We start from the raw sequence: 24,498 nt of genomic DNA on the forward strand, positions 1-24,498 counted from the left end.
TTTTAGCGGTGCCACCTATCAACAGGAACCGCATTCATGAAAACGCTTCTCTCGGCTTTCACCGCCATCGTTTCGCTCGGCATTCTGGTGGGCGGTGCCCAAGCTGCCGATCTGGTGCTTTACACCAGCCAGCCAAACGAGGACGCGCAGGCAACCGTCGATGGTTTCAAGGCCGCCAATCCCGGCATTGATATCGAGTGGGTGCGCGACGGAACGCCGAAGATCATGGCCAAGCTGATGGCGGAGATCGAGGCGGGCAATGCTTCCGCCGACGTTCTGTTGATTGCCGATACGGTGACGCTGGAGCGCATGAAGCAGGCCAAGCAACTGCTGGCCTATAAATCGCCAGAAGCTGCCCATTACGATGCGGCGCTTTATGATGCTGATGGCTATTATTATTCCACCAAACTCATCACCACCGGCATTATGTACAACACGCAGGCCGCGATGAAGCCGACGAGCTGGAAGGATTTGGCAAAGCCGGAAGCAAAGGGTCTCGTTACCATGCCTAGCCCGCTAACCTCTGGTGCTGCGCTCATCCATGCGCAGACTCTGGCCGGTGTCGGCACTCTCGGCTGGGATTATTACAAGGCGCTGAAGGCCAATGGTGCGATTGCCGCAGGCGGCAACGGTGCAGTATTGAAGTCGGTTGCTTCAGGCGAGAAGGCCTACGGCGTCGTCGTTGACTACATGCCGATTCGCGAAAAAGCCAAGGGCGCACCCGTTGAGTTCGTGTTCCCCGAAGAGGGCGTTTCGGCCGTAACGGAGCCAGTCGGCATTCTTGCACACACGAAACATGCCGATGCCGCCAAGAAGTTCGTGGATTACGTTCTGTCTGCCAAGGGTCAGGAAGGCTTCGTCAAGCTTGGTTATATCCCGGCTCGTAACGACGTTGCCCTGCCGGAAGGATTCCCCGCGCGTGACAAGATCAAAATCCTGCCGATCAATGCGCCCGAAGCGCTGAAGAACTCGGAAAAGGACCTCAAGACGTTCTCGGATATCTTCGAATCCAAGGGCTGATCCGTATTCATGCCCGTACTTTTGAACAGTGGAAACAGTCAGCCGCGCTGGCTGTTTCCCTTTGTGGTTTCGGTGGTTTTCATGCTGAGCGCCCTGCCGTTGGGGCGGCTGGCCTATACGGGTATCCTCTCGTCACTGAAGGGTGACATGTGGCCGCTGCTGAGCGATCCGGCATTGTGGGACGCGGTGCTCAACACGCTTTCGACATCCTTTTTCGGAATGGTCATTTCGCTCGTCATCGGTACCGGTTTCGCGCTGGCGCTGACGCTGTGCGATATCAGAGCCAAGTCGGTGTTGAGTTTTCTCTTCATGCTGCCGATGATGATCCCGCCGCAGGTTACGGCGTTGTCATGGATCGGCATGACGGGGCCATCCAGCACGCTTCTGAAAGCAATCGGCTTGGCACCGCCTCTGGGTTCGCCACAGCCGCTTTATTCGGTCGCTGGTATTGCGCTGCTGCTCGGCGTGCAGCATGCGCCGCTGGTCTACCTGTCGCTTCGCGCCGGGCTGCTGGCCTTGCCGCAGGATGGCATCGAGGCGGCCAAGCTTTCCGGCGCGTCATCCTGGCAGGTGCTGAAAGACATCATTCTGCCGCTGGCCATGCCGGGCTTGATTGCTGGGGCTGCCATCTCTTTCGTGTCAGGCGTCGGCAATTTCGGCATTCCGGCCATACTCGGTATTCCCGCATCCATATTCACCTTGCCGACTTTGATCTACAGCCGTTTCGCGAGTTTCGGCACCAGTACCTTCGGCGATATCGCCATGCTCTCGGGCATGATCGCCATCATCTCCGTCATCGGTCTTGCCATTCAGGAACGGGCAATGAAGGGGCGCGATTACCGCATCATCGGCCTTTCCGGAAAGGCGGCCACTTTCCGGCTCGGTCGTTGGCGCACCCTCGCAGAAACAGCTCTTTGGCTCTGCATTTTTTTCATGCTGGTGGCTCCGCTCATGGCGCTGATCTCGAGTTCACTTGCGCCTGCGTACGGGGTGCCGCTGACACTCAAGACAGCGACCCTGCATGCCTATGAGGAAATCCTGTTCCGGCAAGCGGTCACCCGCACGGCCTTTGCCAATTCGCTCTTCCTTGCCACAGCCACATCTCTGTGTCTTCTTGCGGTGACAGTGTTGACGGCCTATTTTCTGGTGCGCGGTAAGAGCCGTTTCATGTTCCTGCTTTCTGCGCTGGTGGATATTCCCTATGCGCTTCCGGGGGTGGTCATCTCCGTGTCTTTTGTGCTGCTGTTTGCGGCACCCATCCCGCTGCTGGGCGTCACGCTTTACGGCACGTTATGGATTATTCTGCTCGCCTATTTCTCCTCCTTCTTCGCCGTCAGCCTGAAACCGATGGTGTCGGCTTTCACGCAGTTCGACCCGGCGCTGGAGGAAGCTGCACGGTTGGCCGGTGCCGGGTTCTGGCGGCGAATGTTCGATATCATTCTGCCACTGGTCGGGCCCGCTGCGGGGGCGTCTGTTATTCTGGTGTTTCTCATCGCCTGCAACGAGTTGACGGTGTCGGCACTTCTGTGGTCGGCGGGAACACAGACGCTGGGCGTGGTTATCTACAATCTCGATGACAGCGGCAGTTTCGATCTCGCTTCGGCGCTGTCGGTTCTCGTGGTGGCGATGGTGGTTGTTCTCATGCTGCTTCTGGAAGTGCTGGGGCGAAAATTGCCGAAGGGAGTCGTGCCATGGCGAAATTGATCCTCAACCGCCTGTCCAAGAGTTTCGGTGATGGAAAACCCGCGGTGGACGACGTATCGGTCACCATTCGCGAAGGCGGCTTTCTGGCGCTGCTGGGTCCATCCGGCTGCGGTAAGACGACGGTGCTGCGGATGATCGCCGGTTTCGAACAGCCGACCGATGGCGCCATTCTTTTGGGCGAACGCGTGCTGGCGGATGCCGGCAGCATGGTGCCACCGGAGCGTCGTAACATGGCAATGGTGTTTCAGTCCTATGCGCTATGGCCGCATATGACGGTGGCCGAAAACGCAGGTTACCCGCTGAAGGTCCGCGGCATTTCCGGCGAGCGATATCGCCGCAAGGTAGCAGACGCGCTCGCCACCGTGCGGCTGGAGTCCTACGCGGAGCGTCGCCCATCCGAACTATCCGGCGGGCAAAGGCAGCGCGTGGCACTCGCCCGTTGCCTTGTCACCGAACCCGATGTCGTGCTGCTGGACGAGCCGCTGGCCAATCTCGACCGGCATTTGCGCCAGGAAATGGAGGAAACATTCCGCGAATTCCACGCAATGTCGGGTGCCACCATGGTGTATGTCACCCACGACCAGTCCGAAGCGATGGCGCTCGCAACCGATGTTGCGGTCATGTCCGAGGGCAAGCTGTTGCAGATAGCGCCACCCGCCGAACTCTACGCCCGACCGGAAGGAAAGCTCGTCGGGGGGCTGGTGGGGCAGGGCGCTATTCTCTCTGTGTCCTTGCCGGACAATGCACCCAGATCAATGGAATGGAGCCAGCTGCAACAGGTTTTCACGGAGACTGATTCAACGTCAGCGATCGGTGATATTCTGGTGCGTCCGCAGGACGTGATCCACGATGCCGATGGCATTCCGTGCCGCGTCGCCACCATTCTCTATGAGGGCGAACGCTATGCGCTACGGCTGACTTTGCCGGATGGCCAGGTGTTGCGCGCCTATTCCCGCGAACCTGCCGCGATAGGATCCTTGTTTCCGGTCGTCATCCGCTCTGCATGGCGGCTCTAAGCTTGCCGTGATGCGAGAAACGGATAGGCTGGCCCGCAATCAATTGGGAATGAACCATGTCGCTGCGGCTTGCCACGTTCAACATCGAAAACCTGATGACGCGTTTCGATTACACCGGCTTTCGCAACCACACGCGGCGCGACCGAGCCATGCAGCTTTTCGATGTGCGCGATGAGGCGACCTATCAGGCGCTGGAAAGTGCGCGCATGCTGGCATCGACCGATGATACCCGCCAGCTTTCCGCATTGGCCATTGCCGATGCTGACGCCGATATTTTATGCCTGCAGGAGGTCGATAACATGGCCGCCCTTCAGGCTTTTGAATATGGCTATCTCTACCGCATGGTGGGCAATGGTTATCGCCAGAAATATCTGGTGGAAGGCAATGACAGCCGTGGCATCGATGTTGCAGTCATCCTGCGCGAGGAAACGCTGGATGGCGAAAAAATCGAGCTTGTCGATATCAAAAGCCATGCGACGCTCACCTATCGCGAGCTTGATCTGTTCACGCCGGAACTGGCGCTGACCAACCGCATCGACGACAAGATATTCAAACGCGACTGTCTGGAGCTGGACCTTCGCATCGGCGGCAAGCCGTTCACCCTGTACGTCACGCATATGAAATCCATGAGCAATGCCCGAGAGGCAGGTGACGCCCGGCTTTCCACCATGCCCGTGCGCGAGGCGGAGGTCCGCGCCGTGCGCAGCATCATCGAAAAACGTTTCGGACGAGACAACGCCCGGTCCGTGAATTTCGCTATATGCGGCGATATGAACGATTATCAGGAGCGCGTCGCTATCTCCGGCAACCGTCGCACCGGCTACAGCTTCACGCCGATGAAAGAGGAACGCAGTGCGCTCGACATTCTCAGCAAGGACGGTTTCGCCGTCAATTCGATGCTGCGCCGCGACGTCATGGACCGCTGGACGCTCTACCACTCACGCGGGCCGCAGGAACAGCATCTCTGCCAGCTAGACTACATCTGGCTCTCGCCGCATCTGGCAAAGATCAACGCAAACCGTACGCCCGAAATCATCCGCGCCGGTCAACCCTACCGCACAATTTTTCCACCAGGGCAGGACGTCGAGCGTTATCCGCGGACAGGATGGGACAGACCCAAAGCCTCTGATCATTGCCCGGTGGTGATGACGCTGGATTTGAGGTGAGATACCGAATGTCGACAGGCGGAAGCTTTTTCAAGCCATTTACCGCATGGTCAATGTAATTACGTTATGGTCGGGAAAAGAAAACGGGTGCCTCCGACAAGGTCCTAACTCGTGCCCCCCTGATTACAAATCAGATAGACGGGTAAGCATTAATTCCGTAAGAATTTTGAGTGTGCGTAAAAAAATGCGCGCGCGAGTGTGCGCGTTCTAGAGCGGAAAAGCATCACGATTCACGAAAAAGTGAGCGTCCTCTAGGGTGGCGCTGGTGTCTTGCTGGCTTTTCTCTGATCAGCCTACGAAAGATCAGAAGTACGCGATCTCTTGCAAGACGAAGCGAAGGGTGAAGAGCCGATTCCTCAGCGCTTCACCAAGAGCTCGATTATTATTCCATGTGACCGGCAGCGATATCACCGGCGGACTCTACCGATATGGCCACATCAATCCCCTTGATGACCGAGGCTCCGACGGTCCGCAGATCAACAACGTTTTTCAGATTTCCGTCCGTGGGGTCCGGTAGCGGAGTGACAGTTCCCGCGTCAATATCCACAACCCAAAGACCTTCGTCACCGGCAACACCGATGATAACAACTTTTGCCATTCAATAACTTCCTTCCTGTGAACGAACTAGAATCCAGCCTTCTTTAGACCTTCTCGGTAAATATCTTTTTGCCATTGTTCCTTAAAAGGAACTATGGCTAGCCATTTATCGATATCGAATTGAGGATTTGCTTCAAGAGCCCGCCGCACGAAGAAGCGCGACTTCTTTTTGTCTCCGAGCATCGCCCAGCTTGCTGCCGAGAGCCTGTCCGCCAGATCGCCGTCGACCATTCTATCAATATAGCCGAGTGCATCGTTGAATTTCCCGAGGCTATAGCTCGCCCCTGCTGCGGTCCACAAATAGGAGTCTGGACCGAGTGGATTAAGCTCCATCGCTCGTTCAAGCTTTTGCAGCGCCAGATCAGGCCGCGACAAATGATTTAGGGTGTCGGCATGGTCAGCGATGATGTCGGCATAGTGGGGACTAAGCGTTTCCGCGACTTCCAAAGTCTGCGCGCTTTCTTCCATTTCCCCCATAAGAAGCTTTGTGACGCCTAGCTCACGGTAGCCATCGGCGAAGTCGCGGCGCGCCTCGATCGCACGCGTGGCGTATTCTGCTGCCGTTTGCAGAAGATCCATATCTCCCCGGGCAGTCAGAAGCCATTCTTTCGAATAGGTTCGTGCCATTGCGCTCAAAGCGGGCGCAAAATTAGCGTCTTCCTGTAACGCGCCTTTCAGTTCTTTCCGCGAACGGCGCAGGTTCTGAAGTGTGAGGCGATTGAGGTAGTGACGGCCAATAAGATAGCGGTGATAGGCAGCGGCACTGCGCTCAAAATAGGGACGAGTGATCTGATGACTTTCGATCCGTCCTGCCACGGAGAGTGTAATTTGCCGCAAGAGGTCTCTGCGTCTGTCTATCAGGTTCAGGCTTTCGAGCTTGTAGCGCTCTGCCCACACAATCTCCGAGTTGTTTACGTAGGTAAGCTGAACGAACAGGGACAGATCGTCACTATCAACGCCGCTCAGGCGGGTGTCCAAAACATAGGTGATGTCATAGCGTTCAAAAACATCTGGCTTGTTTTCCGATGTTTTCCCGATCCGAAGCGCGGTATGAGGAGCAATGATCTCAAGGCTATTGAGGGCGCAGAACCCAATTGTAATATCCTCGATCAACGAGGATGCGACCATGGCGACCACCGGATCACGATGAACGTTCGTAGGCGGTAGCAAGGCGAGACGAGGGACGGCGCTTCTTAGTGTTTGTTCGGATTGAGAGAGAGGTTCAGGAATGGAGCTATCCCATGCGGACAACTGCTCAGACCCTTCCTTTTTTGCGACGGTTTCCGCAGGACCTCTACCGGAATTAGCACCTAGATATTCTAAGCCTCTGGAAAGTGATTGTTTCCGTTGCTCAAGGTATTTCCGAAAATACTCAACTTCTTCCTCCGCGTTGAATATCTGCACGAGGAACTTGAGTGTATCTGGATTTTCCGGTTCTGTATGGAAGATGAGGATAGCAGCATTTTTTATGATCTCCTCTTCCTTAGGTGTCGTTGCTGACTGGGAGGTTTCTTTTAAAAGCCCCTTGAGAAGAGCACTATGATAAATTTTACGCTGGATCAGCCATACGTCAAACTCGCGACTTTGGCAGTTAATCGAAGCCAGAAACGTCCGATTGAAAAGCGTAACGAGTCGCCCTAGCCAGATGAGGGGTTCCTCTAATTCCTGCTTGTGAAGCGTCAGCAGATCGGACGCCACCGTCGTCTGGCCCAGAGAAATTGCGCTGCCCGTGAAGGAAAGGAACTCTGCACCAAGTTCATCCTGCCGTGATTTGATCCTCGAGATGGTTGAGCGCAAATTGACGAGCGAAACCTCTTTATTTACATCGCCCCACAAAAACTGCGCCAATGTCGCTCGATGAGCAGAACCTTCAGGTGCTGTCAGTAGATAGGCAAGGATTAAGAGACCCTTCTCCGGAAATGGAACGGCTTCACTCTGCGGACCCAAGAGCTGCAGTTGTCCAAATGTTTGCAGGGAAAACGTCATTTAAAACCGCCTAGGTGGCATTTAATATCGATCAGTGCTGTTGTGTGTATAGGGATTTTCTCGACAACTGGAAGCGTCTTATGCATTGCAAACACTACGATAGGTTCTCGACGTTTGCATGATGCATTCGATATCGGCCGAACCCGCGTTTACCCATTCAAAGGAGAATTGCATGGGCGGCTTGCGAACAGCGGTCTGTTGTAGGACGATTCCGATGTTCCGCTATCGCATGGCTCAGTTGAGGTTGGTTTCCTTCCGCTCAGCGAACCTTTCGTCGATGTACACGCGACGATCTCGATATGCTTGCAACTCTCCGCCATCACGGTTGATGAGCATGACCGGCTATTAGCGGCTGCGAAGGCAATCTTCTTCAGGGATCGCACCTATAAGCGACTGGTGCAGTTGTCCATTTCGGACGGGACGCGGGCATCCGAGATTCTGGTGGCATTGCGCGCGAATACTGTAAATCAGAAGCTGCAAGATGCGCAGCTTCTGATCCAAGCCGTTATCGGCACACAGGATCGACGGTTCGTCCCTCGTTTCAATTGGAAGTTTTAGGCAACTAATTTTTGGAAAGCCACGTTTCCAGCCATTTCGGTAACATAAGAGATAACGCGTTGAGAAAATTGTGGGAAGGCGAAAAATGTTCACGCCTTCCATCAATGCATCCTAGGCAGAACTTCACCCGCGCGATATGCGGCGGCGGCGACAACAGAGCGCCCGTCGCCCCGGCTGATGTTTTTGACATTCAGGTGATAGATAGCCATTCACCTTGCCCCGGCACGGGCGGGGTTCAGGGGTGTCCCCTGACGCAATTGCCGTTTTCTCCAGTCCGTCCCACGGCTGGTCAGAAAACCGAGCAGAGCATCGCCACTTTCGAACAATGCGTACACATTGGGCGATGCATAGGTGCACTGTTACGCATTGATACATACAGACGGCGAATCTTCAAGATGCGTCACACGGATCAAGGTGGTGATGAATATTGACAATATATGCTACGCTACGCATAATCTCATAAATAATAAAAGGGTGGGCAGATGCCGTCAGGTAGCATTCACGTTAAGGTCAGTGGTGCGCTACAAGACCACATCCAGCAGCAAATCAGCGAGGGTGGGCTGTACGAGAACGCCAGCGAATACATCCGCGCCCTTATCCGTCGTGACCTGCAAACCCGTGACGAAGCATGGGAAGCCCTGCAACGGGAACTGGCTCCAGCCATGCGAGCAGATGGCAGCGAGTTCGTAGCGGTCTCCGCAGATGATGTGATTCGTCGCAACAAGCGCAGCTGATCATGCCCGCTTATCGGTTTTATGCGCCTGCCGATGCGGCGCAGGATAAAATCTGGGATGACACCGTTAGACAATGGTGCGAAGCGCAAGCCGAGACCTATGTGCGGGGTCTACACGCACATTTGCAGCGCCTCTGTGACAACCGCCTTCTGTGGCGACGTCTGCCCCAAGGCCTTGCGGTGCCGCGTGATATCAAGCGAGAGGCTTATTTCAGCCGCTACGAGCACCATTACCTGTTCTTCCGAGCGCTTGATAATGGCGATCTCGGTGTGATGAGCATCCAGCACGAGCGCATGGATATGGCGGTGCGCTTGAGGGAAGACCTCGCCACCCTTGAGGCCAAAGACAGCCCTTCCAACTGACCCTGAAAGCGGTTACGCCTCGGCAGCCACCGCCTTCACCCTGCGCACGTTGATGGCCTTGGCATTCAGCATGTTCTTGAGATGCACGGCATAGTGCTTTTCGATCATTTCCACGCTCGTACGGCAGTTTTTGGCGATCTGGTAGATATCCGCACCTTCCAGCAGCCACAGGCAGATGTAGGTGTGGCGCAGGATGTAAGCGGAACGCCGGTTGCCTTCACGGTCAACTGTTTGGCGGCGTCGGCAAAGGTGCGTTCGAACTTAAGCTGGCCCGCGCGGCTCTTGCCGCGAAGCTCCAGATAATAGTTCTCGGCAAATTCTGTGGCCTAAGCCAGACTGTCGGTTTTGCTGCTGACGCACCACTCCCGACCTTCGAGATAAGTGGAGCATTGCCATAGCGAACTGTTGGCGCGGCGGTAGACGCGAACCTTATCACCAAGGACGGAATGTGAGGTCATTTTACCCTCTCAAACTGTGCGAGACGTGTGTGAGAGTGATGATAGCCTATGTTTGGCTGGTTTCAAGAGCTAAAGCCTTGAAAATACTGGTGCCCCCGACAAGGTTCGAACTCGTGACCCCCTGATTACAAATCAGGTGCTCTACCAACTGAGCTACAAGGGCAATCCAGTGCGTGTGGAATTAGCAGATTCTTTTCCGGTGTAAAGTGGAAATTTGATCTGCGGCTCGAAAATTTGTGATTTTTGGGTGGGCGCTGTGATTTAGCTTCGCACGTAATAGAGCTTGTGGACGATGGTCCAGTTTTTGTCGCGTTCCAGCAGGGTGAGATATTCGGAAAAACCCAGGCCGGCGACGCGGGTGGTGAGTTTGACGGAGGCGGTGTCGCCGGTTTTGTCTATTCCCAGGATTTCAAACTCCTGCTGCTGCTCCTGCAAGCCCTGATCGGCGGAGCGAATCTGGTGGATGAAATCCTCGAGCGACAGCCATTCGGTTGCGCCTTCGTAGTTACCCACGATAAACGCGCGAGGATCGAATACCTCCCGTAAAAGGCTGGCATCGGCATGGGTCATTCCCTGCACGTAATCTGAGACAGTTTGGGCAATCGTTTCGGACATCGAACTCCTCCCTCCAGAAGTGGTTTCTAAAGTACACGGCTTTTCGGAAATACACCATAACCCCTTGAAACCAGCCTATAACCCGGCGTCGGGGAGCGTTTGGAGAATTGGAAATGGATGGTTCTCCACACATTTGTAACGACCGGTCTCGTCCCTGCCATGTGCTGGACAAATTTGCGGGCGATGGCCGGTTGCGGTTGGAGACGGTGAGGCGTCGTTGTCGTTTTGCGTTCAAAACCGCGACAGAGGGGTGCCTTGCGCGCGCAAAATTTCGTATGATCCCTTAGCGGCCACTGTTCTGATTTGTGGGCAGAGCTGTTTTCGAGAATGCGGGTACAGGTGTTTCGGTGATCGATCCTTATGTTTTGCTGGGTGTGGAACGCAATGCGGATGAGGCGGCAGTCAAATCCGCTTACCGCAAGGTGGCCAAGAGCGCCCACCCTGACAGCGGCGGCGATGCCGAGCAATTTGCCAAGTTGCAATTGGCCTATGATCTGTTGAAGGACCCCGTGCGTCGCCGCGTGTTCGACGACACCGGCTATGATCCGCAACTGGCCGATGCCAAGGACCTGAAGGGTTTGCTGATGCTGGAAACGCTGGTCAACGAGTTTATTCTGGATGAGCGTGAGCCCGGCAGCTTCGATCCTGTTGCTGCCATGCGCCGCAAGCTGACGGACGATATCTTGAAAAGCCGTTTTCACATTCTGGAACTGGAACGCCACCGCGCCCGCGTGCGCAAACATATGGATCGCCTTGGCCGCAAGCCCGAAACAGATGTGCTGGGCTCCATGCTGCGGGCTCGCAGCCAGTCCATTGCCGATGCCATTCGCAATGCAGAGACGCAGATCGAAGTCATCGAGCAGGCCTATACAATGCTTGAGGGGTATTCCTACGAGCTGGAGATTGCCATTCTGGCCGAGCCGGTGCTGAAAGGCGAGGCGGCCGAGTAGTCGTTGGGACTCAAGGGCCGTTCACCAGCGCCAGGATGAGTTGATGGACAGCGCCGCCATTCGACAATTCGTCCCGATCAAAGTCGCGACCGCGCTGGCGCTGTTCGTTTGAAAGTTCGCCTAAACGCTGTTGCAGGACGACGCGGACCTTCTGGCATTTCGGATCGTTCTCGGCCCGCAGGCCGATACTGTAAGCTTCGATCTTTTTCACCATGTCGAGAATATGCTCGCCATGGACGCGCTCATGCTTTTCCACGCCTGAGATGAAGCGTTGCCAGCTGGCGGCAACATCTGGCGGCAGCTTTGCCGGTGCTTTGGGCCATGTGTAGATGATGGTCAGGTTGGGTCGCGCTGTGGCCAATACGCAGGCGCCATCCGGCTGAGGGCGGTAATCACGCCGCCAAGTCAGCTTGAACGTTGTGTGGGCAACGGCCTGGACGCCCGCCTGCGGGCCACGCTCGCCGACGGACTGGTACAGTCCAAAGCCGGTGTTGCCGCTGATGGCGTAGGTCTTGATCTGCTCGCTGGGTTTCCAGCCACCGGTCTGCGCGTTGGCGATCGGTGTCGAAAGAGCAAGAACAGTGCCGGTGAAGAGGATGCTTGTAAGAAGTTTAGGCACGCGTTTTCCTGCTTGTGATCATTTCATGTCTCCGCCTGCACAGGCTCAGATGCCTCGGGCTGGTAGAGTTCCCAACCGCGCGGGGTGAGATGCTCTTGCGGATGGTACCTGACCTTATAGCCCATCTTGTCAGAACCGTTCACCCAATAACCGAGATAGACATGTGGCAGCCCAAGCGTGCGGGTGCGGGCAACGTGATCGAGAATGAGAAAGGTGCCAAGCGATCGCTTTTCATATTCCGGATTGAAGAACGAATAGACCATGGACAGGCCGTCGCTCATCGTATCCGTCAGTGCAACGGCAATCAGCTCCCCCCGTTTGCTGGCGTCTATGCCTGCACCTGGTTCGCGCTTGCGATATTCGATGATTCGGGTGCTGACATGGGTGTCCTCGATCATTACCGCATAGTCGAGCGCCGACATATCCGACATGCCGCCGGACTGGTGGCGGCGGTCCAGATAACGGCGGAAAAGGGAAAACTGCTCGGTGGATGGCTCGGACTGATGGACGGTTGCCACCAGATCGCTGTTGATGCTCATGACGCGCCGCATGGATTTCGTCGGCGTAAACTGGTTCGCCAGAATGCGCACGGATACGCAGGCGCGGCATGTCTCGCAGGCTGGGCGGTAGGCGATGTTCTGTGAGCGTCGAAAACCACCCTGCGTGAGGAGGTCGTTCATTTCCGTCGCTCGTGGACCAACGAGGTGCGTAAAAACCTTTCGCTCCAGCTGGCCGGGCAGGTACGGACACGTCGCCGGGGCGGTCAGGTAAAATTGCGGAGAAGGCGTCGCCTGCGTGTTCATCGAACCCTGATCGCTCCCTTCGCCAGTCAACCCTTCCTGCCAGAATGGCAAAAAGACAAAAAACGTCAACTGGCTGATGTGGGACGCACGTCGAATTGAAGCCGCCAGAGACGGCTTTTAAGTATTTAGGTCGTTCTAACGATAACCGTTCCCAAGAGAAAGTCGTGAAGCAGACGCGAGCGTTCCGTAAACAGTCCTGCGAGCAGGATGAACGGTGTCAAAATCGAATTGATGATCCAGAACAGCGCGATGTGCACGGTGGATAGCACGAAATCGATTCGCTGTCCGTTTGTCCGCGCCATGGCGATGCCTGCGGCGCGCATGCCCGGTGTCGCCTGCGCCGAACTGCCCAGCGTCATGCCGAAGTAGAGAATTGCGACGATGAAGAACATGGCCGGGAACAGCACGAAGCCCAAGCCGAGCGTCAGCACGCCGAGAAAGAAGATGATGACCGCAGCCGGAATGCACAGCAGCAGCACGATCATGTAATCGATGATGAAAGCAAAGACGCGACGGCTCAGTACGCCGCTATAGGCGCGCCAGTCTTCGGTCGGGACGTAAGTCGTGTTCGGGTCGAGGCTCATCGACGGTTTCTCCTGTTCGCAAAATCATATGGTGTCGAAACCGTGCAATGCAATGATCTACCCATTCAACCCTTGGCGAGTTTTTTTGCGGCCTCGATCGCGAAGTAGGTCAAAATGCCGTCGCAACCGGCGCGTTTGAAGCACAGAAGCGTTTCCATCATCACCCGTTCGCCGTCAATCCAGCCGTTGAGGGCGGCGGCCTTTATCTGCGTATATTCGCCGGAAACCTGATAGGCGAAGGTCGGCAGACCGAACGCTTCCTTCAAACGCCAACAGATGTCGAGATAGGGCAGGCCTGGCTTGACCATCAACATATCGGCGCCTTCTTCCACATCCAGCGCCGCATCGCGCAGCGCTTCCGTGCCGTTGGCCGGGCTGATGTAATAGCTGTTCTTGTCCCCCTTCAGCAGGCCACTGGTGCAGATCGCATCGCGGTACGGGCCGTAATAGCCTGAGGAGAATTTTGTCGCATAGGACATGATGCCGACATTCTGGTGGCCGCTGGCATCCAGCCCCCGGCGAATGGCACCAATGCGGCCATCCATCATTTCAGACGGCGAAATGATATCAGAACCTGCATCGGCCTGCATGATGGCAGCCTTGACCACCTGATCCACCGTTTCGTCATTGATGATTTCATCGCCCCGCAAAATGCCGTCATGCCCATGGCTGGTGAATGGGTCCAGAGCGACATCTGTAATGATGCCGATGTTCGGCACGGCCTTCTTGATGGCTGCCGTTGCCTGATTGATAAGATTATTGGCTTCCAGAACCTGAGAGCCGGTTTCGTCACGCATATCAAGTTCGATATTGGGAAAGGTGGTAATGGCGGGAATGCCGAGATCGGCGGCTTCCTTGATGGCTTCAACCGCCCTGTCCACACTCATACGATTGACGCCGGGCATGGATGGAATGGGCTCGATAATATTCGTTCCCGGTACGATGAACACAGGCCAGATGAAATCATCCACCGTCAGCAGGTTTTCACGCACCAGCCGGCGCGTCCAATCCGCCTTGCGGTTCCGGCGCATGCGACGGTGGCCGGTAATGTGGTCCACGAGATGTGTCTTGTCGTTCATCGTTATCTGCCTTTCCAAATACGCCCTGCACATAACACAAGGAAAAGCACATGCGAATGCGGCAGATCGTTGCGGGTTTTTGACAGTCGTTGTGGGGCAGAGCAATATCCGCTAGTCGCTTCCGCAACAGGTCAGTATCTTGCCGCCATGGAACCTGATTCTCTACCACATCCGAAAATGCCGCTGAGCGAAATTCTCTACCTCATTTTCCTGAGGCTGGTGGCGCTGTCGTGCTTCTGGTTCAGCCTGCAATATTGGGCGATGTTGACCGGCTATTCGCTAAACGGGCAGGCGCGCTTCGATATGCTCAATATGCAGTGGCGCGTGGCGGGCACCAGTTTGGCGGTTGTTTTCCCCGTTGCAGCTCTTGGCTTGTGGCTTGGCGTGTCCTGGGGGGCGGTGATGTGGGTCATCGGTGCCGGAACCCAGATTGCGATGTACAGGGTGTGGCCGGATATTTACGGACACAACACCGTGGTACCGGTTATGCACGGCATCGTATCAACTGTTTATATACTATTTCAGGTCGCTTTCTGGCTAGATTCCCGCCAAAACGACGAGCGCTCAAGAATTGATTTACCATAAAATTAAAGCACTTCAGGCCCGATTTTTCTTATTTTTTCGACGTAAGTTATTGAAATATATGGTGATGATATGGAGGGTTTTGTATTTGATACAAGCTTCATCAAAAGCCGATCATGCAAGTAACCTTTCATTAATCGTGCATTTTAAGTAGAATTTTATGCGCATTGCTTAGATTTGGTCTCAAGGCGGGAAACAAACAAACACCGCCAAACAAAACAGTGAGGCAGTCATGATCAATAGCAAAGCAAAGCCACAGGCCATCGTTTCCGACGCTCAGGACGAAACCATCCGCTCTCTCTACATGGAATCGCTTCACCTGGTTGAGCGCCTCCACCGCCGCCTTCTCGATGTCATCAAGGACGAGTTTGACCGTCAGGGTCGCGATGATGTCAACGCAGTTCAGGCGCTCCTGCTTTTCAATATCGGCACTTCAGAACTAACCGCTGGCGAACTTCGTTCGCGTGGCTACTACCTCGGCTCCAACGTCTCCTACAACGTCAAGAAGCTGGTAGACCTCGGCTTCATCAACCACCAGCGCTCCCGCATCGACCGCCGCTCGGTTCGCATCAGCCTGACCGAAAAGGGTCAGGACATCGCAGAAACCGTTGCAGGCCTCTACGAGCGCCACATCGGCTCCATCGAAAAAGTCGGCGGCATCGGCACTGGCGAATTCGCCGAAATGAACAAGATGCTCCAGCGTCTGGACCGTTTCTGGAACGACAGCATCGCTTATCGCCTGTAATCGATCAGAGCATTGATATTGCTTCCGAATTAGAAAGCTCTAACTGGCGCATGATTGCGTAAAAGTGCACAGGAATTTCCGCAGTGGCGTAGGGTTGCGCGCTACTTACCCGGCAGTGGCTAAAAGGCCTCCAGCCTTAAAATTGGGCGCTCGCGGGTTCCGTCCGTGTAGCGCCCTTTTATGTCAAAACGGTATGTCGTCATCCAAATCTGATGAGAAGTTACCATTGCTCTTGGGGCCTTCGATCTGCTTTGGAGGTGGAGAAAGCTTTTTCTGCTCGGCTGGCGGAGGAAGCTGGTTTTGCTCCGGCTCCTTTTCCTTGGCGAGGCCCATGATTGATTGGATACGGCGCAAAAGCTCATTTACGGGCTTTAGAGTGCCGGTTCCCTGATCAACAACTCCGATAATTTCAAGCGACATCAGCATTGCATTGTCGAAGCGGGTTCGCACCCTGTCAACATCCGCCTCGAACAGGGCAAGCTTGGCAAAGAGCGAGTTGCGTTTGCGATCTTGTAAATCGGCTTTCGTTAGGACGTCGCGTATTTCGCGAACCAATCCGTGAATCCGCTCCTTGTCTTCATCGTTAAGCGAAACCGAGTAGACTTTTGTTACCCGAGACTTGCGGACCTTAATTTCCATAACGTAACGCTTAAGCGCGCGGTCGAAACTCGTGAAAACCGAATAGACCTCATCCCAATCGTCCGGGATACTCCAAGAGTCGAAGGCGGGAATTCCCAATCCGCGGGCTACGCCGAGCATAGTGTTCATAAAGTCAACAGCTTCGGCCCGAGTATCTTGCTCGCCACGAACCCGATCTTGATATTCCTCGTTGTGGCGCTCGTATAGTCGTACAAACGCAACTTCAGGATCGTCAGGAAGATCGTCAAACTCAGGAAAGTGATTCATCCAAACCCCCAATATGATTTGGAAGGTAGGAAATATCGTTTCGCTACACAATAGCGCTCTTGATACAGCTCAAAGTGTACGATCCTAAAAGAGTACATCTCTTTAGGTAATGTTACCCTTAGTTAGCTGATCCAATACTTTTTTCTCGAAGTAATCATGCCATCAAGCAAAGCCGGATGCGGGGCGCATCCGGCTTGTTGCATTTTTGCGCGGCATCTCCTTAAAATCACAGGCTGACACAGCTTCGTGAGGCACCTTCAGGTGACACGAATTGGCCATATTGGTATGGGACCGCCACAAGCTAAGGAGCCGGCGGTTTCTCCTGTGTTCGCGTCATGCGTCATCCTAAAGTTCGCATCGAGTCAATCCTGCCGGCAGGCGCGTTTATACGTGTTTGTTAACGATGTGGTTTTAGGCATTGTTTATGATGCCTGATAATGTGGCTGGTAGGTGCAATGACAAAAAAAATCGTCCCCGATGTTCTATCTCGACGCGCCATGCTGCGCTCCGCTGTTTCGCTGGGCGCCGTGGCGCTGGCTGCACCGGCCTTTGCGCAGGATGCGTTCAACGATCTGATCGGTTCATCGCGTCGCGGTAACTGGGACGACCAGTTCGACGCGAACTCTTCGCGTGCCGCTGTCGGCGTTGCTTCCAACACGCCGGTTCTCAGCCCGGAATCACCTGCTTTCGTTCAGCAGGCGGTGATGCAGTATCAGCAGATCGTTTCGAACGGTGGCTGGCCTGCCGTTCCTGCGAGCCAGCAAAAGCTTCAGATCGGCGTGAGCGATCCTTCTGTTCAGGCTTTGCGTCAGCGCCTCATGATCTCCGGCGATTTGCCCCGTGAAGCCGGTATTTCCAGCGCATTCGATTCGTATGTCGATGGTGCTCTGAAGCGGTTCCAGGCACGCCACGGACTTCCGGCTGATGGCGTTATCGGCGAATACACGTTGAAGGCGCTGAATGTTTCTGCGCAGATTCGTCTGGGACAACTTCAGACCAACCTCGTTCGCATCAATACGATGTCGGGTGATCTCGGTCCGCGTCACGTCATGGTCAATATTCCGGCTGCTTCCATCGAGGCTGTCGAGAACAACCGCGTCGTTCTTCGCAACACTGCGGTTGTCGGTCGCGACACACGCCCGACGCACATCATCAACTCCAAGATCTACGAGATCATTCTCAACCCTTACTGGACTGCGCCGCGCTCGATCATCGAGAAGGACATCGTTCCCTTGATGCAGAAGGATCCGACCTATCTGGAGCGCAACAACATCCGTCTGCTGGATGGCCGTGGTCAGGAAGTGTCTCCAACGACGATCGACTGGAACGCGCCCAAGGCTCCGAACCTGATGTTCCGTCAGGACCCCGGCAAGAACAACGCCATGTCTTCGACCAAGATCAACTTCCACAACCCGAACAACGAGTACATGCACGACACGCCGCAGCAGGGCCTGTTCAACAAGCTGATGCGTTTTGAGTCTTCCGGCTGTGTTCGCGTGCAGAACGTTCGCGATCTGACGTCCTGGATGCTGCGTGACACGCCCGGCTGGTCGCGCCAGGAAATCGAGCGCGTTATCGCCAGCCGCGTCAACACGCCGATCAAGCTGTCGCAGGAAATTCCTGTGTATTTCGTCTACATCACAGCATGGTCGACACGCGATGGCGTCGTGCAGTTCCGCGACGACATCTACAGCAAGGATGGCAACGCCGAACTGGCACTCAACACGACCAACACCCAGGAGCAGCCGTCTGGCTCGATCGACGACGATCTTATTCCTCGCAACTGATTTAGCGATCTGATTGATATGAAAGCCGCGTTTTTCGAAGCGCGGCTTTTCTTTTGGGCGATTGGCGGGTCAATACGGCAATTATTTATGGGAAGGTCGCAGTTTGACGGGCAAATCTCGCAGGCTGTCTTGCTCTTGAAAGGGCAGGGCGTTAAGACGCCATCGCATGACTGTTTCAGGGAGCTATCATCATGACGAATACAGATGCCTTCTTTTCCCGCCCGCTTGCCGAAGCCGATCCGACAATTTTCGGTGCGATTGAGAAGGAGCTTGGTCGTCAGCGCCACGAGATCGAGCTGATCGCCTCCGAAAACATCGTTTCCCGCGCCGTGCTTGAAGCGCAGGGTTCGATCATGACCAACAAATATGCCGAGGGATATCCGGGCAAGCGCTATTATGGCGGTTGCCAGTTCGTGGATATTGCCGAAGAACTGGCCATCGAGCGCGCCAAGAAGCTGTTCGGCGTCAACTTCGCCAACGTTCAGCCGAATTCCGGAAGTCAGATGAACCAGGCTGTCTTCCTCGCGCTGCTGCAGCCGGGCGATACCTTCATGGGTCTCGACCTGAATTCCGGCGGTCACCTGACGCATGGTTCGCCTGTCAACATGTCCGGCAAATGGTTCAACGTCGTGTCTTATGGCGTCCGCGAAGGCGATAACCTTCTCGATATGGATGAAGTCGAGCGTAAGGCCAAGGAATCCAAGCCGAAGCTTATTCTGGCTGGCGGCACGGCTTACTCTCGCACCTGGGACTGGAAGCGCTTCCGCGAGATTGCCGATGAAGTCGGCGCTTACCTGATGGTCGACATGGCACATATCGCCGGTCTGGTTGCTGGTGACCAGCACCCATCGCCGTTCCCGCATTGCCACGTTGCCACGACCACCACGCACAAGTCGCTGCGCGGCCCACGCGGCGGTATGATCCTCACAAATGACGAGGATTTGGCCAAGAAGTTCAACTCGGCCGTTTTCCCCGGTCTTCAGGGTGGCCCGCTGATGCATGTCATCGCCGCAAAGGCGGTTGCCTTCGGTGAAGCGCTTGAGCCCGAGTTCAAGGACTACGCCGCGCAGGTCGTTAAGAACGCCAAGGCATTGGCCGAAACGCTGATCGAAGGCGGTCTCGACGTTGTTTCCGGTGGTACCGACAACCACCTGATGCTGGTCGATCTTCGCAAGAAGAACGCCACCGGCAAGCGCGCGGAAGCCGCACTCGGTCGCGCCTACATTACGTGTAACAAGAACGGCATTCCGTTCGACCCTGAAAAGCCATTCGTCACCTCTGGTGTGCGCCTTGGTACGCCTGCCGGTACGACACGCGGCTTCAAGGAAGCGGAATTCCGCGAAATCGGCAAGCTCATCGTCGAGACGTTGGACGGTTTGAAAGCTGCCAATTCCGATGAAGGCAATGCCAGCGTTGAAGCTGCGGTCCGTGAGAAGGTCGTTGCTTTGACGGACCGGTTCCCGATGTACCCGTACCTGTAAGATAGGATCAAGCAATGCGCTGCCCTTTTTGCGGCTCGGAAGATACGCAGGTCAAGGACTCGCGTCCGGCGGAGGACAACACGTCCATCCGCCGGCGGCGCATCTGCCCGGATTGCGGTGGTCGCTTCACGACCTATGAGCGCGTTCAATTGCGCGAGTTGATGGTCATCAAGAAGAGCGGCCGCAAGTTGCCCTTCGATCGTGAAAAGCTGGTACGGTCCTTCGAGATCGCACTGCGCAAGCGCCCTGTGGACCGTGACCGCATAGAGCGCGCGGTTTCCGGCATTGCTCGTCGTCTGGAGAGCTCTGGCGAGACGGAAATTCCATCGGAAGAAATTGGCTTGCAGGTGCTCGAAGCGCTAAAGGGTCTCGATGACGTGGCCTTCGTGCGTTACGCCTCGGTCTACCGCGATTTCAGCCATGCCGAGGATTTCGAAAACGTCATCGCCGAGATCAACGCCAAGATTGCGCGTGATACGGACGCCGGAGCGTAAGCCGTGACGACCCGTGCCGATGATGAACGGTTCATGGCGCGAGCAATCCAGATTTCCTGCCGCCATCTGGGGCTCACCGACACCAACCCCTCCGTTGGCTGTGTTCTCGTCAAGCATGGCGAGATCATCGCCGAAGCCGTGACTGCCGTCGGCGGACGCCCGCATGCGGAGCGACTGGCACTGGAGATGGCGGGAGAGGCGGCTTTAGGTGCGACGGCCTACGTTACTCTCGAGCCATGCTCACATTTCGGCAGAACACCGCCCTGCGCCATCGCGCTGGTGGATTTCGGCGTGGCCCGCGTGGTCGTTGCTGTCGATGATCCCGATGAGCGGGTTTCCGGGCGCGGTTATCAGATTTTGCGGGATGCCGGGATTGAGGTCGAAACCGGCTTGTTCCGCGCCGAGGGTGAGCGATTGATGGCCGGATATCTCACGCGAAAGCTGAAGAAGCGTCCGCATGTGATTTTGAAACTTGCTGTTTCCGGTGATGGGATGATCGGCCGGGTTGGGGAAGGGCAGGTGGCAATTACTGGTCCTGAATCGCGAAAAGCCGTGCATGAGTTGCGGGCGCGATGTGATGCTATTCTTGTCGGGATTGGTACGGCGGTGGCTGACGACCCGGAGTTGACTGTACGGATTACGGGGTTGGAGCATCGCTCGCCTGTGCGGATTGTGCTGGATCGACGGTTGGAGTTGCCGCTGGGGTCTAAACTGGTACGGACGGCTGGGGATGTGAAGACGGTGGTGGCGCGGATAGCGTCGAGCCCGCAGCTACTCCCCTCTGCCCTGCCGGGCATCTCCCCCTCAAGGGGGGAGATCGACTCGCGGTTGGCAGATCGTCCTAATTTGAAGCTCGACATTGATGCACCACCCTCAACGCATGTCACTGAGGATGAGGTGTCCGGCGAGGCTCGCGTTCTGCCGATCTCCCCACCTGTGGGGGAGATGCCCGGCAGGGCAGAGGGGGGTAGCCACACCCAAAAACGCCAACAACTCGAATCCGCCCACGTTGAAATCTTAGAAACCCCAACCCTCGCCACCCTCCTCACCATTTTAGCAGATCGAGGAATGTCGGAACTTCTGGTTGAAGGCGGTGCTCACGTCGCAACATCCTTCCTTGAAGCTGGTCTCGTAGACCGTATCCTGCTGTTCGAGAGCCCAATTATTGTCGGTGCGGATGGACTTGAAAGCCCGATTAAACGTGCCGATATCCCTGAGGAATTTACCTTTGTCAGCGAGACAGCTTACGGTGTAGATCGCTGTTTTGAATTTGAAAGGCCGCTTTGATGTTTACCGGAATTGTCACCGACGTTGGAACCGTTTCCGAACTTGAGACGCTGCCGGAAGGTGTTCGTTTGCGGGTGGCGACGAGCTACGACCCCGCGACCATCGACATCGGCGCATCGATTTCCCATGGCGGGGTGTGCCTGACGGTGACGAAGCTTCCTGACACGGGAAGCAATGAGCGCTGGTATGAGGTTGAGGCGTGGGAAGAGGCACTTCGCCTGACCACGATTGCGAGCTGGACCAAGGATACCCGCGTCAATCTGGAGCGAGCGCTGAAAATCGGCGATGAACTCGGTGGTCACATCGTATCGGGCCATGTGGATGACAAGGCGGAAATCCTATCCGTCGAATCGGAAGGTGAGGCGGTGCGTATTCGTCTTCGTGCACCCGAGCATCTGGCAAAATTCGTGGCACCCAAAGGCTCCATCGCGCTAGACGGCACATCGCTCACCGTCAACGCCGTCAACGGCAGGGATTTTGACGTCCTGCTCATCCGCCACACGTTGTCCGTCACCACATGGGGCGACCGGCAACCGGGCGATTTCGTGAATTTCGAGGTTGATACGATGGCGCGTTATGCTGCTAGACTGGCGGAGTTTCCCACACAAACGGTCTGATCTATTCGGTTCGCTTCCGTTACAGAAGTGTCGGTCATGGATGCCGGATGATCTGCCATGCGTGAAAAATGCTTGCTAAAGCGCGCAAGCCATGGTTTGACCGCGCCAAAAGCCGGGATGATCCGGCGCAGATTTTCAGGAAATTCCCATGTCCAAGCCTCATCTTCTCATCGTGGAAGCACGTTTTTATGACGATATGGCCGATGCTCTTCTCGATGGTGCAAAGTTTGCGCTCGATGAAGCTGGTGCCACCTATGATATCATCACCGTTCCGGGTGCTCTGGAAATTCCGCCAGCAATTGCCATGGCGCTTGACGGCGCGGACGATGAAGGCACGGAATATGATGGTTTCGTCGCGCTTGGCATGGTCATCCGTGGTGAAACATATCATTTTGATATTGTTTCCAACGAATCCTCGCGCGCACTGATGGATCTCGCCGTCAGTGAGTCGCTTGCCATCGGCAACGGTATCATGACCGTCGAAAACGAAGATCAGGCTTGGGCGCGCGTTCGCCGTTCCGATAAGGACAAGGGCGGTTTTGCAGCCCGTGCGGCACTGACCATGATCGAACTGAAAAAGAAACTGGGTGGCTGAGAGCATGAGTGATACTGACAACGGTTCAGAGCCCCGCCAGTCGTCTGTAAAGCCGGTCAACCAGCGTGGCGCTGCGCGCCTTGCAGCGGTGCAGGCGCTTTACCAGATGGATGTCGGCGGCACCGGCGTGATGGAAGTCGTCGCTGAGTACGAGGCTCATCGTCTTGGCCAGGAAGTGGATGGCGAGACTTATCTGAAAGCCGATCCTTCGTGGTTCCGCTCCATTGTCGCAGGCGTTGTGCGCGACCAGACGAAAATCGACCCTCTGGTGCGCTCCGCTCTTCAGGAAGACTGGCCGCTGTCGCGCCTGGATACGACTGTTCGGGCGATTCTGCGTGCTGGTACTTTCGAAATACTGGAGCGCAAGGACGTACCGGTTGCCGTGATCGTCACGGAATATGTTGAAATTGCCCGCGCGTTTTTCGAAAATGACGAGCCGAAGCTCGTCAACGCGGTGTTGGACCGCATCGCCAAGCAGGTGCGCGGCGAGGTAAAGCGCTAACAAACATTCGAGGAAGACATGAGTGCGGTTTCCGTTCCGGGACTTGAAGACCAACTGAACGAAGCCAAACGCAATGTCTTCCTGCTCACGGCGGCGCAAGCCATCATGGGGTCTGCCGCACCGCTTAGTTTTTCCGTTGGCGCGCTGGCAGGCTATCAGCTTCTTGGTTCCGACAAGTCGTTGGCGACAGCGCCGCTGACCGGCTTCAACATCGGCGTTGCAGTCGGCGCTATCGCCGTTGCTTTTGCCGCGCGTTTTCTGGGCCGCAAGACAGGGTTCATTCTCGGCGCGCTTTTGTGCTCAATCGGCGGCGGGGTGGCAGCTCTTGCGCTGTTTCGATCCGAGTTCTGGCTGTTTGCGATCGGTCTCCTTTTGATCGGCATTTCCGGCGGCTTCACGCAGAAAATCCGTTTTGCCGCCGCTGACGCTTCACCGTCTTTCTACAAGCCCAAGGCGATATCCTGGATATTGGCAGGTGGTGTCATCTCCGCCATCGTCGGGCCGCAACTGGCGATCTTCGGCAAGAATTTGCTGGAGCCGGTCATTTTTGCGGGTGCTTTCATTGCGCTCATTCCGCTTGGGCTCATTGCGGTTGCAATCCTGTCGTTTCTGAAATTGCCGGAATTGCGCAGTGCCTCTGCAACGCTGCAACCGGCACGACCGTTGAAAGACATCGTCACCACGCATCGCTTCGTCACGGGCATGATCTGTGGCATAGGGTCCTATGCGCTGATGACCTTCATGATGATCGGCGCGCCGCTGGCCATGGTCATCGGTTGCGGCTTTCCAAGCGAACTCGCAACCCTTGGCATACAGTGGCATGTGCTGGCCATGTTTGCCCCAAGCTTTTTCACCGGCATGTTGATTTCACGTTTCGGCGCGGAAAAAGTCGTCGCTGCAGGGCTTTTCGTTCTGATGGCGTGTGCTGTCGTCGCACATATGGGGGTGGAGCTTTGGAATTTCTGGGCTGCTCTCGTTCTGCTCGGTATGGGATGGAATTTCGGCTTCATCGGGGCGACTGCCATCGTCTCGTCCAGCTACCGTCCGCATGAGGCGGACAAGGTTCAAGGTTTTCACGATATTGTCCTGTTTGGTACGGTCGCTTTGTCGTCTTTTGCCTCGGGCCAGGTGTTTACGACATGGGGCTGGTCGGTCATGAACCTCGTCATCTGGCCGGTGGCTGGCACCTGCCTTGCGCTCATTGTTTTTCTTTTGCTGAAACAAAAGCAAAAAGCGGTCTGAATCAGAGCG

Annotated in this window: 26 protein-coding genes, 1 tRNA gene and 1 pseudogene; 18 read left to right on the forward strand and 10 right to left on the reverse strand. The window is 55.7% G+C overall.

Features of this window, described 5'->3' with window-relative positions:
• Positions 1–36 precede the first annotated feature (36 nt).
• Genes ATO67_RS05515 through ATO67_RS05530 form a run of 4 tightly spaced genes read left to right on the forward strand, consistent with a single transcriptional unit; the run spans position 37 to position 4,906 of the window.
• Entirely contained in the window at positions 37–1,020 is a 984-nt protein-coding gene (locus ATO67_RS05515) for an ABC transporter substrate-binding protein (protein ID WP_067645416.1), read from the forward strand.
• A 9-nt stretch (positions 1,021–1,029) separates the two neighbouring features.
• Entirely contained in the window at positions 1,030–2,724 is a 1,695-nt protein-coding gene (locus ATO67_RS05520) for an ABC transporter permease (RefSeq protein WP_067645418.1), read from the forward strand.
• Positions 2,712–3,740 carry an ABC transporter ATP-binding protein gene (locus ATO67_RS05525; protein WP_067645421.1) on the forward strand — a complete coding sequence of 343 codons (1,029 nt, stop codon included), beginning with the start codon at positions 2,712–2,714 and terminating at the stop codon, positions 3,738–3,740. The genes ATO67_RS05520 and ATO67_RS05525 overlap by 13 nt, the downstream gene beginning before the upstream one ends.
• A gap of 56 nt (positions 3,741–3,796) precedes the next feature.
• Positions 3,797–4,906: an endonuclease/exonuclease/phosphatase family protein gene (locus tag ATO67_RS05530; RefSeq protein WP_067645423.1), complete on the forward strand. Its 1,110-nt coding sequence runs from the start codon at positions 3,797–3,799 to the stop codon at positions 4,904–4,906.
• A gap of 382 nt (positions 4,907–5,288) precedes the next feature.
• Here ATO67_RS05530 and ATO67_RS05535 read toward each other — a convergent pair whose 3' ends face one another.
• Together ATO67_RS05535 and ATO67_RS05540 are read right to left on the reverse strand one after the other, a co-directional pair.
• Positions 5,289–5,504, reverse strand: a complete 216-nt coding sequence (locus ATO67_RS05535) for a hypothetical protein (RefSeq protein WP_067645425.1) — start codon at positions 5,502–5,504, stop codon at positions 5,289–5,291.
• Positions 5,505–5,530: 26 nt separating this feature from the next.
• Complete coding sequence (locus ATO67_RS05540; RefSeq protein WP_067645427.1) at positions 5,531–7,489, reverse strand: hypothetical protein; 1,959 nt, start codon at positions 7,487–7,489, stop codon at positions 5,531–5,533.
• A gap of 216 nt (positions 7,490–7,705) precedes the next feature.
• Between ATO67_RS05540 and ATO67_RS23845 the strand changes: the two are divergent.
• The 3 genes and pseudogenes from ATO67_RS23845 to ATO67_RS05555 form a co-directional block, all read left to right on the forward strand.
• Positions 7,706–8,047 (forward strand): annotated as a pseudogene (locus tag ATO67_RS23845) (TfuA-like protein); the annotation flags it as partial.
• A gap of 482 nt (positions 8,048–8,529) precedes the next feature.
• The gene (locus tag ATO67_RS05550; RefSeq protein WP_067645430.1) at positions 8,530–8,781 is read left to right on the forward strand and encodes a ribbon-helix-helix domain-containing protein; all 252 of its coding nucleotides are present in this window, start codon (positions 8,530–8,532) and stop codon (positions 8,779–8,781) included.
• 2 nt (positions 8,782–8,783) lie between these two features.
• Positions 8,784–9,143, forward strand: coding sequence for a type II toxin-antitoxin system RelE/ParE family toxin (locus ATO67_RS05555; protein ID WP_067645432.1), 360 nt, complete (start codon positions 8,784–8,786; stop codon positions 9,141–9,143).
• 326 nt (positions 9,144–9,469) lie between these two features.
• Here the strand turns inward: ATO67_RS05555 and ATO67_RS23700 are convergent, their stop codons facing one another.
• From ATO67_RS23700 to ATO67_RS05565, 3 genes are all read right to left on the reverse strand, one after another.
• Positions 9,470–9,601 (reverse strand): hypothetical protein, encoded by a 132-nt coding sequence (locus tag ATO67_RS23700; RefSeq protein ID WP_280940007.1) that lies wholly within the window; start codon positions 9,599–9,601, stop codon positions 9,470–9,472.
• 87 nt (positions 9,602–9,688) lie between these two features.
• Positions 9,689–9,764: transfer RNA gene (locus tag ATO67_RS05560), tRNA-Thr, on the reverse strand.
• Positions 9,765–9,862: 98 nt separating this feature from the next.
• Positions 9,863–10,216 (reverse strand): nuclear transport factor 2 family protein, encoded by a 354-nt coding sequence (locus ATO67_RS05565; protein ID WP_067645434.1) that lies wholly within the window; start codon positions 10,214–10,216, stop codon positions 9,863–9,865.
• Between the two features lie 347 nt (positions 10,217–10,563).
• On the opposite strand from ATO67_RS05565, the gene ATO67_RS05570 reads away from it, so the two are divergent.
• Complete coding sequence (locus tag ATO67_RS05570; RefSeq protein WP_067645436.1) at positions 10,564–11,166, forward strand: J domain-containing protein; 603 nt, start codon at positions 10,564–10,566, stop codon at positions 11,164–11,166.
• A gap of 10 nt (positions 11,167–11,176) precedes the next feature.
• On the opposite strand, the gene ATO67_RS05575 is transcribed toward ATO67_RS05570, so the two are convergent.
• The 4 genes from ATO67_RS05575 to hemB all read right to left on the reverse strand — a co-directional run bounded on the left by ATO67_RS05575 (position 11,177) and on the right by hemB (position 14,251).
• Positions 11,177–11,764: a DUF922 domain-containing Zn-dependent protease gene (locus ATO67_RS05575; protein WP_067645641.1), complete on the reverse strand. Its 588-nt coding sequence runs from the start codon at positions 11,762–11,764 to the stop codon at positions 11,177–11,179.
• Positions 11,765–11,808: 44 nt separating this feature from the next.
• The gene (locus tag ATO67_RS05580; protein ID WP_067645438.1) at positions 11,809–12,588 is read right to left on the reverse strand and encodes an arginyltransferase; all 780 of its coding nucleotides are present in this window, start codon (positions 12,586–12,588) and stop codon (positions 11,809–11,811) included.
• A 125-nt stretch (positions 12,589–12,713) separates the two neighbouring features.
• Positions 12,714–13,172 carry an RDD family protein gene (locus ATO67_RS05585; protein ID WP_067645440.1) on the reverse strand — a complete coding sequence of 153 codons (459 nt, stop codon included), beginning with the start codon at positions 13,170–13,172 and terminating at the stop codon, positions 12,714–12,716.
• A gap of 65 nt (positions 13,173–13,237) precedes the next feature.
• Complete coding sequence (gene hemB / locus ATO67_RS05590) at positions 13,238–14,251, reverse strand: porphobilinogen synthase (protein WP_067645442.1); 1,014 nt, start codon at positions 14,249–14,251, stop codon at positions 13,238–13,240.
• 147 nt (positions 14,252–14,398) lie between these two features.
• Here hemB and ATO67_RS05595 point away from each other — a divergent pair, with 147 nt between their 5' ends.
• Together ATO67_RS05595 and ldtR are read left to right on the forward strand one after the other, a co-directional pair.
• The gene (locus tag ATO67_RS05595; protein WP_067645642.1) at positions 14,399–14,836 is read left to right on the forward strand and encodes a DUF6163 family protein; all 438 of its coding nucleotides are present in this window, start codon (positions 14,399–14,401) and stop codon (positions 14,834–14,836) included.
• Between the two features lie 232 nt (positions 14,837–15,068).
• On the forward strand, positions 15,069–15,578 hold the full coding sequence (gene ldtR, locus ATO67_RS05600) for a transcriptional regulator LdtR (protein ID WP_173645921.1): 510 nt from the start codon (positions 15,069–15,071) through the stop codon (positions 15,576–15,578).
• A 183-nt stretch (positions 15,579–15,761) separates the two neighbouring features.
• Here the strand turns inward: ldtR and ATO67_RS05605 are convergent, their stop codons facing one another.
• The gene (locus tag ATO67_RS05605; protein WP_157940979.1) at positions 15,762–16,484 is read right to left on the reverse strand and encodes a hypothetical protein; all 723 of its coding nucleotides are present in this window, start codon (positions 16,482–16,484) and stop codon (positions 15,762–15,764) included.
• A 455-nt stretch (positions 16,485–16,939) separates the two neighbouring features.
• Here ATO67_RS05605 and ATO67_RS05610 point away from each other — a divergent pair, with 455 nt between their 5' ends.
• The 8 genes from ATO67_RS05610 to ATO67_RS05645 all read left to right on the forward strand — a co-directional run bounded on the left by ATO67_RS05610 (position 16,940) and on the right by ATO67_RS05645 (position 24,489).
• On the forward strand, positions 16,940–18,271 hold the full coding sequence (locus ATO67_RS05610) for a L,D-transpeptidase family protein (protein WP_067645446.1): 1,332 nt from the start codon (positions 16,940–16,942) through the stop codon (positions 18,269–18,271).
• Between the two features lie 191 nt (positions 18,272–18,462).
• Positions 18,463–19,752, forward strand: a complete 1,290-nt coding sequence (gene glyA, locus ATO67_RS05615) for a serine hydroxymethyltransferase (RefSeq protein WP_067645448.1) — start codon at positions 18,463–18,465, stop codon at positions 19,750–19,752.
• A 14-nt stretch (positions 19,753–19,766) separates the two neighbouring features.
• Entirely contained in the window at positions 19,767–20,246 is a 480-nt protein-coding gene (gene nrdR, locus ATO67_RS05620; RefSeq protein ID WP_045228943.1) for a transcriptional regulator NrdR, read from the forward strand.
• 3 nt (positions 20,247–20,249) lie between these two features.
• Positions 20,250–21,533, forward strand: coding sequence for a bifunctional diaminohydroxyphosphoribosylaminopyrimidine deaminase/5-amino-6-(5-phosphoribosylamino)uracil reductase RibD (gene ribD / locus ATO67_RS05625; RefSeq protein WP_067645450.1), 1,284 nt, complete (start codon positions 20,250–20,252; stop codon positions 21,531–21,533).
• Positions 21,533–22,150, forward strand: a complete 618-nt coding sequence (locus ATO67_RS05630) for a riboflavin synthase (protein WP_067645452.1) — start codon at positions 21,533–21,535, stop codon at positions 22,148–22,150. The genes ribD and ATO67_RS05630 overlap by 1 nt, the downstream gene beginning before the upstream one ends.
• Positions 22,151–22,298: 148 nt before the next feature.
• The gene (gene ribH, locus ATO67_RS05635; RefSeq protein ID WP_067645454.1) at positions 22,299–22,745 is read left to right on the forward strand and encodes a 6,7-dimethyl-8-ribityllumazine synthase; all 447 of its coding nucleotides are present in this window, start codon (positions 22,299–22,301) and stop codon (positions 22,743–22,745) included.
• Positions 22,746–22,749: 4 nt separating this feature from the next.
• On the forward strand, positions 22,750–23,247 hold the full coding sequence (gene nusB / locus ATO67_RS05640) for a transcription antitermination factor NusB (RefSeq protein ID WP_067645456.1): 498 nt from the start codon (positions 22,750–22,752) through the stop codon (positions 23,245–23,247).
• 18 nt (positions 23,248–23,265) lie between these two features.
• A complete protein-coding gene (locus ATO67_RS05645) occupies positions 23,266–24,489 on the forward strand; it encodes an MFS transporter (protein ID WP_067645458.1) in 1,224 nt (407 codons plus the stop codon).
• Positions 24,490–24,498 lie beyond the last annotated feature (9 nt).

This window comes from Agrobacterium bohemicum (genome assembly GCF_001562555.1).
Classification (GTDB): domain Bacteria; phylum Pseudomonadota; class Alphaproteobacteria; order Rhizobiales; family Rhizobiaceae; genus Agrobacterium; species Agrobacterium bohemicum.